Raw genomic sequence first — 12,002 nt, forward strand, 5'->3', positions numbered from 1 at the left:
AGGCGAACATAGTCATTGCAGGAGCGGGGGGCTCATTGGAAACTCTAGGCGCAGTTGTCGGATCGTTAGGTTTCATAACGCTTTTGGTTGGCGTCGTGATGTTCATTCCGGTGCAGGTCTTCCGCGCGCGACGCCGCTGGGCGTTACGCCTCACTTTTGGGGGCCTTGCCGCCGTAATATTCGGGTTGGTCGCAAGCCCGCCGAAGCCTATTCCAGAGACCGCTGTTAAGGCAACGGCACCCTCGGCTACTCCTGCCATCGCGGCGTCCCCTTCATCGCCTCCCAAGACGGCCGGCGCTTCAGCGGTTGAAAAAGCGAAGGACGCATCGAGCGAGCAAACCAAGCGGGAATTCGTTGAGCTGTACCGGCAGGTGCTGAAGAGTGGTGGGCCGTGCGACAAGGCGATCGGTGCCATGGCGATTGCTGCGAAAACCGGGGATCAGTATGCGACCTATCAGGTTGCGAAGGAAGGAGAGGAAGCGTGTGGACAAGCGTCCACCGCGATTCAGGATCTGCAGGTCCCAAGCGGTTTGAGTAACGAAGCCGCAAGCGCGGTCGAAAAAGGAATAAAGACCTGCTCCAGTGCCTACGTTTTCCGTCAGATGGGCATGCAAAAGGCAATGCAGGTCGCGGATGGTGACGGGAAGCCATCGGTTGTTTCAGATATGGTCGATAATCTGAAGACAGGGCAAACTGGTGTAATGCTCTGCGTCGCGGAGTTGTTTGAAGCGAGCAGCAAGGTGGGTGTTGACACCAAGCTCATGAAATAGCGCTATGCGTTCTGCCCGACCAGGCCAACGATGGGGAAATGCACGTGGTCGGGCGCGTGGTGTTCATCGGGCGTCGTCTTTGACATAAGGTGAGCATTCAACAGGGGGAAATAGATGACGAACGTTTCGGAAGAACTCGCGCGCTTGGCTGCACTGCGCGATCAGGGTGTATTGAGCGAGGACGAATTCGCTAAACAGAAGGCGGCGGTTTTGGCCGGAACAAGCCCCGCGCCGGTGCCGAAGAAAAAGGGCTCCATGCTGCGCAATGGTGGGATCGGGTGCTTGGTCATCATCGGGATTTTGATCGTGCTCGGGGTGATCGGTTCCATGGGAAAGCCCGGCAGCGCAGGACGGGGCAACGCAGCGGCTGGGCCTGCAGTTACCGATGCACCCGCGCCGCTGAAAGTATCTGCGGTCGAACTGGCGCGCGCCTATGAAGCGAATGAAGCCCGAGCGCAGTCGGATTATGGCAATCGTCCGCTGTTGGTGACAGGGACCGTTGACGGCATCGACCTCGATCTGGTTGACGACCCGAAGGTGAAGCTGCGCACCCAGAACGAGTTTCTCAGCGCACAGGCGACGTTGGTCGACGCGGACAAGCCGAAAGCGCGGGATCTGTCCAAAGGGCAGAAAATCACCTTGCTTTGCCAGGGTGTCAGCGAAGTAATTTCGATTCCGATGCTGGCGAGCTGCGCGATCCAATAGCGCGCAGCCAAGGACGAAAGGACGATCTGATGCTTATTGCCGTCGGCATATTGCTGATTGGTGTGCAGGCTGCAGCCGTTGACACGGTGACAGCCTGCCATGATGCGGTTCACAGTGCTCTAAACACCGCGCCTAGCGTCTGTGTCGATCCAGAGCCGAAGGTAGATATAACCAGCTCCAAGCCGGGCCTTAGCCCGATTTGTGTGTCAGCGCTTGCTGCTGGACGGCAGGCCGGCAAGTTCGGCCCGGGCTTGCCCGAACAGATGCGCAACGGTTTGATCCGCGAGTTCGACAAGAAGGAGGCCGCGTGCCAGGCTCCAGCCCCGCCACCGACGAAAGAACGGCGGATCGTCCAGCTTTGGGACTGATATCCTAGCGGATCATGGCGCGCTTTCGAGCTTGAGGGCCGTCGAAAATCCGCGATCTCCCAGGCTGTGCGTCACCTCCGCGATCAGCCAGTCAACCGCATCGATCTCCGCCTTGAAGCCGGATACGCTGCCCTTCTGTTCCGGGTAGAGATCCGCGCGGCCAAGCGCGAGGTTGAGCGATAGCGAGACGGGCTGGCGCTTGGCGCGTGTGAGCTGGGTGGTGGCGGCGCGCTTTGCGTGGCTCTCGCTGGAATAGACGCGCGAAAGCTTGCGCGCGCTGCTTGCCTTGCCGACCGTCACCTCCTTGCGCTTGGCCTCGGCATGGTCATGCCAGGAGGCGGTGACGCCTTCCGATTCCTCGCGCTTTTCGACGCGATAGCTATGGCGATCGCCAACGCTGCGCGGCAAGGTGAAGCCGGGCAGGGCGTTGCCGCCGGCGGTCTGCGCCGCGCCGATCGGCGCGAAGATCAGCGCGCCGCGCTTGATGGTCGCGACCGCAGCATGTTCGCGGCCCAGGCGCCGCACCAACGCCATGTCGCTTTCGCGGCTCTGCACGACGGTATCGAGCGCGATGGCCGATAGCGACGCGGCGCAGCGTGGCTGCAGGCCGTTGCGACCCGCAACATCGCCGACCACGGCACCGAGCGTGGTATTATGCCAAGTTTGTTCCCTGCGCGTTTGCAAATCGCCGGTGAAGTCGGCGGAGCGTGCGCGCAGCGTTACCAGATCGGGCGGGCCGCCATGTTCGACCTCGTCGACCTTGAAGCTGCCCTTGTTGAACAAGCCGGGCTGCACGCCGCTGCCCTGTTTCCAGCCCAGTTCGACATGCAGCACCGCGCCCGCTTTGGGCAGGGCAAGCCGCCCATCGGTATCCTCCAGCACGATATCGAGCTGGTCGGCTTCCTCGCCGCGCTTGGTGGTCAAGGTGAGGGAGACGAGTCGCGGGCGCAGCTTGCCAGTCAGATCCTCCCCGTCGAGCGTGACGCGGAAATCGGGGATATTGGCGATCGTCACGCGGGATCCTCGACCAGCATCAAGTCAATGCCGAAATCGATCTGGCGCGGCGTGCCATCGGGCAGGAAGAACTTCTGGCGCTCGTCGATCGCCTCGATCACGAACGCGCCGTAAACGCGGCCGGTGCCATCGACCAGCGGCCAGGCGTCTCCGCTGCCTGCCATGACGCGCAAATCGTCCAGCGAAGCCGTACCGTCCGACAGTTCGGCAAAGGCGGTGCCGTTGAGCGACACTTTGTCATCGCCAGGGCCGACATATTGGCTGGCATCTCGCACGCCGACGCGCGCGGAGCGGGCGTGCTGCCAATCGGATTTGCGCTGCAGCTCGTCATAAGCCAGCGTCGGCACAGAAAAGGTGAACAGGCCGAGTGACAGGATCATGCGTCACCTTCCCAATCGGGCGTGTCGGCAAAGCTGGAGCGTGCGCGGGCGGCCTTCTCGCGCTCGATCTGCTCGATCTGTTCGCGCACCTTGATCGCCAGGGCATTCGCGTCCTCCCCTGGCTGCTGGACAATGTGGAAGTGGTATTCGCTCTTGGCTGTTTGGGTTTGTTGAGAACCCGCACCACGCGCTCCACCGGCGTCAACCGCGCCGATGGCCAGGCCGGGTACCGCCGTGCCCACCGCGATGGCTGCCGTCATCTGGCGGGACAACGCGTCAAGGCGGCTAACCGGGGCCGCGCCACCCCGATCGATGCCGAGCGCCAGCCCTCCGGTTACGTGTCCGCCAAGTTCGGCGAAGACCCGGCTGGGCGAGTGAATGCCCAGGACATTTTTGAAGGCGGTGATCGCGGTTTTTCCGAGGTTGACCATGTGAAGGGCAAGCCGGGCAGGGTTGAGCAGCGAAAGGAGGCCCTCCATCATCATCGCGCTAATGTTTCGAAGCGATGGCAGAACCCCCGAAATGCCGTTGATCAGCGCGCGAAGCATATAGCCGCCGAGGTCGGTGAGCCGCGCCGGGATATCGATCCCCAAATAGGAGAGAACCCCGGCAAAAGCGCGATAGAAGATGCCAATCGGACTGAAGTTCAGCATCACGCCCAGGATTCCGGTGATGCCGTTGTTCGCGCCGGCCTTCAATTCCGACCAGATCCCGGCAAACCAACTGCTGATCGCGCCCCAATTGTTGTAAACCAGATAGGCCACGCCCGCGAGCAAGGCGATACCAGCGACGACGGCTGCAGCGATGCCGATGATGGGCAACAAGCCGATCGAAGCGAGACCACCGGCGACTCCCATCGCGATCAGACCGGCATTGAGGATAGCGATCGGCCCAAAGATGGCGGCGATCGCGATACCGCCCACACCCAAAATCAGGAACAACCCTGCGAGGACCGCAGCGCCGATCAACAGGGTTTTGGTCAAGCCAGGGTTGCGCTGTGCCCACTGGTTGGTCTTTTCCGCTACCTCGGACAGTCGGTCGCGGATCCCGTTCGCAGTCGGCTGCAATTGATTGCCGAGCGTGATGCTCAGCGCCTTTGCGTTGACCTCGAGCTTTTTCGATTTCTCCGCAGCGTCGCCCATGCGTTCCGCGAAATCCCTGTCTGTCGTTCCGCTGGCTCCGCCAGCGAGTTTGCGGATGCGCCGATACTCCTCAAGGTTTTGAATGATCGGTCGAAGGCCTTGCTGGACCTGTGCATCCTCGAACAGGAAGCCGATCTTGCCGAGGTCCCCGCCGGTCGCCTTCTTGGTCAATTCCGCAATGGCTTCGAGCGGCGTCTTGCCCTCGGTATAGGCCTTCTTCAGCGCTTTGGGCAGGTCTATGCCGAACTTCGAGAATGCCTTGATCGTTGCCGGGGACGCAATTTTATTGATGAGATTGGCGACGTTGTTGGCGGCGGTCGCCGAATCGCCAGCGCCCTTGCGCGCGATTTGCAGCGCGGCCGAGAGGTCGGCCACAGCACCGGTGCCGGTCTGCCCGAGCGCTTGGTAGCCTGCGGTGAGCGCAGGAAACGCCCCCGCCATATCCTTGATCTCGAAAGCGCCCGCTTTGCCCGCCTCGGCCATGATGTCGATCACGCGCGCGGTCTGCTCGACGGGAACTTTCAGATTGTCGTTGGCGGCAAAGGCAGCGGCGGAAAGGTCTGCAATCTCTGCCTTATATGCGGTAGCGGCGCGCCCGATCGGTCGCATCATCGCCACGGCCTTACGCGGGTCCAAACCGAAACCGGCCAACGTATCGACGCCTTGTTGAATCGCCTCGGGCAACTGGTTTGCTGCGCGCGCAGCGACTAGCAGCCCCGCACCCATTTTAACCGCTTCGATACGCGAGAGGTTGGCTTTCTGCGCGATCGTTGTCATCGAGGATTCAAATTCGGACGCATCGTTTGTGGTGGCAAGCAGGGGGCGACCGACAGACAATCCGACTGCGATGCTGGATGCGCCTCCGGCGGCGAGGCCAGTTGCCTGCCCCTGTATGCGCCCGAAGCTCTCGCGCGCGGCGGAGAAGCGCTTGCTGCGCGCGGCGAGCGTGGTGAGTTTGCGCTCCTGCTCGCCCAGTTCGGCATTGGTGCGTGCCGCCTCTTCGCGCAGTCTTCGCTCGTGCCCGACAAGGCTCGAGGTGGAGACGCCGGCGGCGGCGAGCCGGTCCCGCATTTGCTGGAGCTTGGCGCTCTGCCCCTCAAAACTGTCCTTCAGCGCCGAAGCCTCGCGTTTGGCCTTGGCGAATTCCGCAGCGAGCTTCTTGGTCGGGGTGTCGGCCGCTGCCATTTTCCGGGCGAGATCGGCGACGCGGGTTTGCGTCGCGTGGAGTTCCGCCTCGGTCGAGCGTAGCCCAGCCTTAAGTTCACGGAAGCCCGCGATATTGGCCTGGGCACGCTTGATCTCGGCCAGGCGGTCGCGGGTCGCCTTCAGCGCCTGGTTAGCCCGCGAGGATCCGGCCGCCATGTCGCGCAGCGGTTTGGTGACCTTGTCGCCCAGTTGCAGCAGCATTCGGATACGGAGATCGCGGTCCATTATCGCGCCTTCAACGGTCGGGGGTGTTGCGCACGGCCGCGCGTTCGCGCCAGGCCATCAGCTCGGTGACGCTCATCGGGTTCATGACGTCTGGCGACCAGTGAAACACGGTCGCCAGATCCGCCATGACATCGTCTATGCTGGCAGGGAGGCCGCTTGCTTCGCGGCCTTCGGCAGCAAAAAATCCATCACCTCGCCGCCAAGCTGCATCAGGTCGGCCGGGTCGAGCCTGGCGACGTCGGCCTTGGTGAGCATCGGCGTAGTGATGCGCGGCAACAGCGTCTCGAGCGCGGCATAATCGAGCTGGCTAAGCGCCATGAGCGTGAGTCCGCGCAATTCGCCCGAGCCGGGCTTGCGGACCTGCACAGTGGTGATGGTCTCGTCACCCCGCTTGAGCGGGGTGTCGAGCGTGACGGTGCGGAAGGTGGAATCGGTCATCTGGCTTTCCTTGATGTCGGCGTGGGTTGGGTTGGCGTTGCGCGGCCTCAGAAGATGCCGAGGGCAGCGCGCTGTTGGGCAAGGCGATCGACACCGCCGACGATCAGCACCATGCCGAGCGCGTCGATTTCGATTTCGGTAACGCCGTTCCAGGTGAGCTTGTAATAAGCGATGGTGGTTTTAACCTTGAAATCACCGCCATCGCCGGGCTTCTGTTCGCCCATATCGATTTCTTCGTGACGACCGCGCACGATAATCTCGATGGCATCGCCGTCGCCGGTATCGTCGTTCTGATAGTAACCGGCGAAGCGTAATTGCACGTCGGCCACCCCGATCGTGCCATATTGCCGGAGCACGTCGCGCATTGGGCCGCCACACATCCACTCAAGATCCATAGCCTCTCCGCCCATGTCGATCTTGACCGGGGAATCCATACCCCCGCCACGCCATTCATCGAATTTGCGGGTCAGCTTGGGGAGTGTAACCGAGGCGACTTCGCCGATATAGGCGCGGCCTGCGTTGAACAGCATCAGGTTCTTGAGCTTGCGGGGTAGTGCCATCGAAATTCTCCGAAATCAGGAAGGGAAGGGGGCGCGATCAGGCGGTCGCGGCGAGCGCGGCGAAATCGGCCAGATACTCGTCGGTGATTTCCTGCAGCAGGTTGAGATGCTCGAGCGGGGGCGTCGGCGTGTAGCGGTAGCTGATCGACAGGATGCCCTGCTTCAGCGCGTCGACCGGGTTCTTGTCCGGATCGACAAACGCCTTCGCACCGAGCAAAAAACCGCCGCGCGTCATCTTGCGGAAGGCCTCGTTAATGTCCTCGACGATGTCCTTGGCAAGGCTGGGCGTCAGCGGCTTGTCGATATAGCCGAGTACGCCGTTTGCCATAGTGTCGGCGAGGATCTGCGCAGTGCGTGTTGCACTTTCGAAAGTGAAATCGCTGTCGAGCGGTGCGCACGTGCGGTTGCCCCAAAAGCGTAGCGACCCGTTGATGCGCGCCATAGTGGTGACGCCGGCGGCGTTGAGCAAATTGGCGTCGCTGTCGAAGCTCTGCAGGTCGAAGCCGATATCCTTGGTCAGGCCGACGACGCCGTCGACCGCAACGTTGGACAGCGTCTTGTTCCAGCCCGATTCCTGATCGATCCGCGCGCGCAGGCCGAGCGCGCGCGCGACGCCGAGGCTGGTCGAGCCGTCCGCCAGCAGGAAATCGGGATAGAGGAGCATCAGCTCGCGCGCGCTGTACGTGGCGCGATAGGCGATGACGTCCGCCTGGGTCGCGCCGATTGCCGCAGCATAGGCCATCGCGCGCAGTTTCTGCGCGACGGTGACCAGGGCTGCCGTCACTGCGGGGCGATCGAGCCCCGGCACGCCGATGATGCGCGGGCGCACACCGACCTGGGCTTCGGCGGCGAGCAGCGCCTGCAGGCCGGTGCGCAGGCCACCCACGGTCGTGCCGATGACGGCGGCATCGGTTGCGGCCGCATCGGCACCGGGCGCGACGCGCACCACCACGACGGGGGTGCGGACCTGATCCGCAATGGCGGTCAAGGCACCGGCGAGCGTGCCGCCCGTGCCCGCGACCGCGATCGCGCCGAGGATGTCGGTCACCTTCACCGGACGATCGAGCGGGAAGGCGGCGTTGAGTGCCGCAGTGGCGGCACCGGCCGGTGCCGTGGCGGTTGCGACCAGGCCGATGACGCCCGTGGCGATCGTCTTGATCGCGCGCGACTGGTTGGCGATTTCAGTAACGGTGACGCCGTGTTGCAACATGGTCGGGGAATCCTTTCAGGCGGTGAGGGCGGTGAGCGAGCGAACGGGCACGGTAAGATCGACCGTGCGGCGTGGGTTGGTGACATCGGTGCGGGTCCCGACGATGCGGATCACCGCACTGCCGGGTGCCGCTCCACGCGCGATTGCGACGCGGGATAGGCGCAGCCGCGGCTCGTTGCGGTACAAAGCGAGTGCGGTCGCGGCGTAGAGGCGGAGCGGCAGCATGGCGTTCATCGGCTGATCGAGCAGTTCGGGGATGAACGAGCCATACCAGCGGCGTGCGAGGCGTGTGCCGAGCGGCGTGGCGAGAATGTCCGCGACCGATTGCTCGATATGCGCGGCCCCGCTGAGCGGTGCGCCGGTGCGGGCGTTCATGCCGTTCATTGCGGCACTCCAGACGTGTCTGTCCCCGCCTTGATCTGGCCGTGTTTGTGGGTGGAGAGGGCGATGCCCTTGGCGGAGATTTCCCCAAGGGCGTCGATCGTATCGGTGACGGTGAGCTTGCCCTCGATCGCGAGGGGGCCCTTGATCGCGACCCCGCCGGTGGCCTCAATGTGGACCGTCGCGCCGTCGGGCAGGATGGCGGTGAGGGCATGCGCTGTCGCGTCATAGCCAATGCGCGCGCCATCGGCATATTCGACCAGTTCGACGTCGTCGGTGGTGGGGGCGGGATGGGCGTTGGAGAACAGGCCGGGCATGACGAAGCCCGCGCGCGTATCCCCTTCGGGGCAGAACAGAACGCCCTGTTCGCCGACGCTGGGCGGCGACCAGCTTTTGGTCGCGCCTGACCGTGCGGCCAGCCACGGCACGTCGCCGGTAATGATGTCGCCGGTGCGAAAGCGGCATGTCTGCTTGGCACGATCGACGGACTCGATCGTGCCATAGCGCATCATGTCGCCGATCAAGCGTTGGATATCGGCCGGGTCGCTCATGCGGGGAGCATGGCGTGGGTGCAGCAACTATGCGCGAAGCCGCTTTTGTAGAGAACCAATCTACAAAAGCCGACGCGTTATGGACTGACTGGCGGGCGGATCACGCCAGCCCCCACAGCTTCGCCGACACGGCGATGACGATGACGATGCCGACGATCAGTGCTGCGCACCCACCCTTCTCCGCCGACGCCCCGGCTGCGGGTGCCGAGGACATGGAACCGGCAAGTCCGCCCATCAATCCAGCTGCGGCGACAACAAGCCCGATCACCAGCAATGCGACCAGGACGAGCGTTTCGAACGAAATCATGCCACCACCTCCACGATCCGATCGCCGCTCGCCCACATCCTTTCGCGCACCGCGCGCGGCAGGATGATGCACCCATGGCTGGCGCTGCGGTCGAGCTTTGCATTGTCCCCGTGGATCCGGAACTCGGTCGCCATCGCGGTCAAAACCCGATACGGTTGATGGCAGCGGCGATGCGTGGAATGTACATTGCCAACTCACCCGTTCGGCCAGGGTGTAGGCCATCTACCAGGAACGCGTTGTAGTTGTTCTCGTCGAGCCCGAGGATAGAAAATAGATTAATAAAGTAAAATCCAAACGCTTCGCCGCACATCCGCATCATATCATTGTAATCGGACAGGGCATGGCCCAGCGCATTGCGCGGATTTCCCGGCCACGGCCCTGTCTGAAATCCGTTATATTTGATATCCTCGAAGCGCGGCATCGGTCCTAAATGGATTTTGCGCAAATACGAGTTTGCCGCGCTGAGATGGCGGACGTGGAGATCGTATAGGTCCCCACAAACCGTGCCGCCATAGACGTTGGCGTTGCCGGACGATCCTGGCGCTATTTTGGATAGGCCCCAATTACCGCCGCCGAGATCGACGAGCGTATTGCCGATACCAACGCTGTCCCCATGTAGCGGCAAGCCATGTTGCAGAGTGCCGAAGATCAGGTTTGTGATCGTGATCGATGTGCCGTTGACAGCGGCAGTGAAATGGGCCGGAATCCATCGATCGGTAATGGCACCAATTGGCGTGCTGCCCCAGTTAGGCCAAATTGTCTCTATGTTTGTCGTCGCCGCATTCGAGCCATGAATGGCAAAGTCATTGGCGATATGGTTCGAAATAAATTCATCGATATTGGCGATGTCAGCATTCGTCCATGCCCGCGTAGGCGGCGACGATGATTGTGTGGAATGCGGCGGATAATAGCTTAGCAGAGCTTCCGAAATGCGTGAACCGCCCACCGCACCCATGATCGTCGGGATTGCTCGCATCGCGGCGGCAAGCCCTTCTTGGACGTTGTTATCACCATTGGTGCCGTTGAAAATGCTGTCGCCAGTCGTACCCAGCTTCTTGTTGAAGAAGGGATATTGGCGCTGGACATCGGCCCAGCCGATGAAACCGGCCCCTGCATAGTTTGTCGCGCCATTCGCGATCACGATGTTGGCGGGATTGTTATAGGTCGACAGGGGAAACCGGACAGACGAAATGCCCACGTTGGCCGGAAAGGATCGTGGCACGTCGGCCAATACGCCGCCCCAATTGAGGGGGACACCCGTTGCCGTAGCCGTCGCTGGCCCATTGGCGGCATTCGTGAAGGTGTATTTGCCGTTTCCGCCGCCACTGGGCACAGCCGAGATGTAGCTTCGGGCCGGGATACCCGGAACGTTGATCGCTGCGCCAAGCGTCAGGCTATTGGCCCCAGCAGTCCCGACCACACCGGGATTTGACGGGTCCGACAAGCCGGAAACCATAATATCAAAAGAGTTGTTTGTGGTCGCGGCGACAGCACTTCCGCACCCTGACCAGATGAAATTACCGTCAGCGTCGTAGAAACACATGCCGTATGCGCTGGAGCCTGGAAGAAAATCGACAGAGCAACAAATCTGCTGGCGGTCATCCAACGGGATGTACGCTGTAGTGACATAGTTGTTATCGGCAACCAGCCCTCCGCCACTATTGAGGACGTATCCGACCGAGACATCGCTCGCGATGAACAAGTCAAATTTGGCGGGCGTGTTGGCGCGGATCGCGCGATTGGCGGACTGACCAAGGCCGACGCTTGTTTCCGTGGTGGAGACGCGGACAGTGGGAATGCCGTTGCGGAAAATGCCCAGCGTCGTCTGCGGGTTGCGCATGGCGTAGAGCGGATCGAACGCCGCAGCCGACAACGAATAGCCGAGCGTGAACGCCCCCTGCGGTACGGTGTACGGGGTGTAGGGAAGAAACCCGTCAGCATAGCTTAGCGGTGCGCCAGACGCGTCCAGCCAGCATAGGACGTTCCCATTACCTGCCGGTCCGCCATGCGTGAAATAGAGGATCTCGCCGCCATTCACTGCGATGTATGCGGCGAAGTGATTGGCAAAGACCTGCGTTAAACCATTACCCTGATTGATCGAGACGCCCGATGCCGTTTTGGTGGCGTCATGCAAATTGCCGGTCGATGTGGCGGGTCGCGTGCGTCGCACCACATCGATCAGCCTGCGCATCGAAGCCGTGTCGAGAGTGTCGAAACTGCGATAGATGGCGGGCGGGGTCGGGCCGTGGACGATGTGCGTCTGCCTCAGATATGAGGGGCCGGTGTTGAGCGACGAAATGGTCGGTCGCATGAAATTAGCGGTTGCTGGAGTGGCGACCGATCCGCCTGCCGCGACTGCGCCGAACCCTGACCCTGCAATAAAGTTGGCGGGCGTCGCGTCGGTGTAAAATGCACCGCCCAGCAACGGGTTGAGTGTCGAAAAGCTAAAGCCCGGAATGACCGGGATGAAGTCTCCAGCCGTGAAATTGACATTTTGCGCCTGTACCGCACCGTTTGCGGTGTTGATCGATGCCGACGGCGTCACCTTGGTGTAATCGTACAAATTGGCGTTTGGATCGCGGCGATAGGCTGCTTTGATGGCCTCCGCTCGCGATGCAGCACCTGCAGAGCCCGCCGCCACTTTGGCAGAATCGGCTTGATTGCTTGCGAGCTGGACCTGTTCGCCGATCGCCGTCAGCGCCTGGGTTTCTTTGGCATCGATCTGGCCGATTGCCGCGTCCCGCG

General features: G+C 62.1%; 15 protein-coding genes. 4 read left to right on the top strand and 11 right to left on the bottom strand.

The genetic code is table 11. From position 1 onward, the window contains the following. The first annotated feature begins 35 nt into the window (after window positions 1-35). The 3 genes from WC704_RS14660 to WC704_RS14670 all read left to right on the top strand — a co-directional run bounded on the left by WC704_RS14660 (window position 36) and on the right by WC704_RS14670 (window position 1,843). Window positions 36-770, top strand: a complete 735-nt coding sequence (locus WC704_RS14660; protein ID WP_372891133.1) for a hypothetical protein — start codon at window positions 36-38, stop codon at window positions 768-770. Between the two features lie 114 nt (window positions 771-884). Continuing rightward, complete coding sequence (locus tag WC704_RS14665; RefSeq protein WP_372891135.1) at window positions 885-1,475, top strand: SHOCT domain-containing protein; 591 nt, start codon at window positions 885-887, stop codon at window positions 1,473-1,475. A gap of 29 nt (window positions 1,476-1,504) precedes the next feature. Next, window positions 1,505-1,843 (top strand): hypothetical protein, encoded by a 339-nt coding sequence (locus tag WC704_RS14670; RefSeq protein WP_372891137.1) that lies wholly within the window; start codon window positions 1,505-1,507, stop codon window positions 1,841-1,843. 12 nt (window positions 1,844-1,855) lie between these two features. Here the strand turns inward: WC704_RS14670 and WC704_RS14675 are convergent, their stop codons facing one another. The 11 genes from WC704_RS14675 to WC704_RS14725 all read right to left on the bottom strand — a co-directional run bounded on the left by WC704_RS14675 (window position 1,856) and on the right by WC704_RS14725 (window position 9,391). Next, window positions 1,856-2,857, bottom strand: coding sequence for a contractile injection system protein, VgrG/Pvc8 family (locus tag WC704_RS14675; RefSeq protein ID WP_372891139.1), 1,002 nt, complete (start codon window positions 2,855-2,857; stop codon window positions 1,856-1,858). Next, window positions 2,854-3,237, bottom strand: coding sequence for a phage tail protein (locus WC704_RS14680; protein ID WP_372891141.1), 384 nt, complete (start codon window positions 3,235-3,237; stop codon window positions 2,854-2,856). Before WC704_RS14680 ends, WC704_RS14675 begins: the two co-directional genes overlap by 4 nt. Then, on the bottom strand, window positions 3,234-5,810 hold the full coding sequence (locus WC704_RS14685; protein WP_372891143.1) for a phage tail tape measure protein: 2,577 nt from the start codon (window positions 5,808-5,810) through the stop codon (window positions 3,234-3,236). The genes WC704_RS14680 and WC704_RS14685 overlap by 4 nt, the downstream gene beginning before the upstream one ends. Window positions 5,811-5,820: 10 nt before the next feature. Then, window positions 5,821-5,937 carry a GpE family phage tail protein gene (locus tag WC704_RS14690; protein WP_372891145.1) on the bottom strand — a complete coding sequence of 39 codons (117 nt, stop codon included), beginning with the start codon at window positions 5,935-5,937 and terminating at the stop codon, window positions 5,821-5,823. Window positions 5,938-5,945: 8 nt separating this feature from the next. Then, a complete protein-coding gene (locus tag WC704_RS14695; RefSeq protein ID WP_372891147.1) occupies window positions 5,946-6,248 on the bottom strand; it encodes a phage tail assembly protein in 303 nt (100 codons plus the stop codon). Window positions 6,249-6,295: 47 nt separating this feature from the next. Beyond that, window positions 6,296-6,808 carry a phage major tail tube protein gene (locus WC704_RS14700; RefSeq protein WP_372891149.1) on the bottom strand — a complete coding sequence of 171 codons (513 nt, stop codon included), beginning with the start codon at window positions 6,806-6,808 and terminating at the stop codon, window positions 6,296-6,298. Window positions 6,809-6,845: 37 nt separating this feature from the next. After that, on the bottom strand, window positions 6,846-8,018 hold the full coding sequence (locus WC704_RS14705) for a phage tail sheath subtilisin-like domain-containing protein (protein WP_372891151.1): 1,173 nt from the start codon (window positions 8,016-8,018) through the stop codon (window positions 6,846-6,848). Window positions 8,019-8,033: 15 nt separating this feature from the next. Next, window positions 8,034-8,402 (bottom strand): GPW/gp25 family protein, encoded by a 369-nt coding sequence (locus WC704_RS14710; RefSeq protein WP_372891154.1) that lies wholly within the window; start codon window positions 8,400-8,402, stop codon window positions 8,034-8,036. Then, window positions 8,399-8,950 carry a phage baseplate assembly protein V gene (locus WC704_RS14715; protein WP_372891156.1) on the bottom strand — a complete coding sequence of 184 codons (552 nt, stop codon included), beginning with the start codon at window positions 8,948-8,950 and terminating at the stop codon, window positions 8,399-8,401. Before WC704_RS14715 ends, WC704_RS14710 begins: the two co-directional genes overlap by 4 nt. A 100-nt stretch (window positions 8,951-9,050) precedes the next feature. Further along, window positions 9,051-9,257 (bottom strand): hypothetical protein, encoded by a 207-nt coding sequence (locus WC704_RS14720; protein ID WP_372891158.1) that lies wholly within the window; start codon window positions 9,255-9,257, stop codon window positions 9,051-9,053. Continuing rightward, the gene (locus WC704_RS14725) at window positions 9,254-9,391 is read right to left on the bottom strand and encodes a hypothetical protein (protein ID WP_372891160.1); all 138 of its coding nucleotides are present in this window, start codon (window positions 9,389-9,391) and stop codon (window positions 9,254-9,256) included. Before WC704_RS14725 ends, WC704_RS14720 begins: the two co-directional genes overlap by 4 nt. A 1,871-nt stretch (window positions 9,392-11,262) precedes the next feature. Here WC704_RS14725 and WC704_RS14730 point away from each other — a divergent pair. Next, the gene (locus tag WC704_RS14730; RefSeq protein WP_372891296.1) at window positions 11,263-11,337 is read left to right on the top strand and encodes a YgiT-type zinc finger protein; all 75 of its coding nucleotides are present in this window, start codon (window positions 11,263-11,265) and stop codon (window positions 11,335-11,337) included. Window positions 11,338-12,002 lie beyond the last annotated feature (665 nt).

The sequence above is a fragment of the Sphingomonas sp. genome (genome assembly GCF_041661885.1).
Taxonomy (GTDB): Bacteria; Pseudomonadota; Alphaproteobacteria; order Sphingomonadales; family Sphingomonadaceae; genus Sphingomonas.

Excerpts from the sequence above, each read along its gene's own strand:
- WC704_RS14685 (WP_372891143.1), bottom strand. The coding sequence starts at position 5,810 with ATGGACCGCGATCTCCGTATCCGAATGCTGCTGCAACTGGGCGACAAG.
- WC704_RS14665 (WP_372891135.1), top strand. The coding sequence starts at position 885 with ATGACGAACGTTTCGGAAGAACTCGCGCGCTTGGCTGCACTGCGCGAT.
- WC704_RS14710 (WP_372891154.1), bottom strand. The coding sequence starts at position 8,402 with ATGAACGGCATGAACGCCCGCACCGGCGCACCGCTCAGCGGGGCCGCG.
- WC704_RS14680 (WP_372891141.1), bottom strand. The coding sequence starts at position 3,237 with ATGATCCTGTCACTCGGCCTGTTCACCTTTTCTGTGCCGACGCTGGCT.
- WC704_RS14725 (WP_372891160.1), bottom strand. The coding sequence starts at position 9,391 with ATGGCGACCGAGTTCCGGATCCACGGGGACAATGCAAAGCTCGACCGC.
- WC704_RS14670 (WP_372891137.1), top strand. The coding sequence starts at position 1,505 with ATGCTTATTGCCGTCGGCATATTGCTGATTGGTGTGCAGGCTGCAGCC.
- WC704_RS14705 (WP_372891151.1), bottom strand. The coding sequence starts at position 8,018 with ATGTTGCAACACGGCGTCACCGTTACTGAAATCGCCAACCAGTCGCGC.
- WC704_RS14715 (WP_372891156.1), bottom strand. The coding sequence starts at position 8,950 with ATGAGCGACCCGGCCGATATCCAACGCTTGATCGGCGACATGATGCGC.
- WC704_RS14695 (WP_372891147.1), bottom strand. The coding sequence starts at position 6,248 with ATGACCGATTCCACCTTCCGCACCGTCACGCTCGACACCCCGCTCAAG.
- WC704_RS14720 (WP_372891158.1), bottom strand. The coding sequence starts at position 9,257 with ATGATTTCGTTCGAAACGCTCGTCCTGGTCGCATTGCTGGTGATCGGG.
- WC704_RS14690 (WP_372891145.1), bottom strand. The coding sequence starts at position 5,937 with ATGGCGGATCTGGCGACCGTGTTTCACTGGTCGCCAGACGTCATGAAC.
- WC704_RS14700 (WP_372891149.1), bottom strand. The coding sequence starts at position 6,808 with ATGGCACTACCCCGCAAGCTCAAGAACCTGATGCTGTTCAACGCAGGC.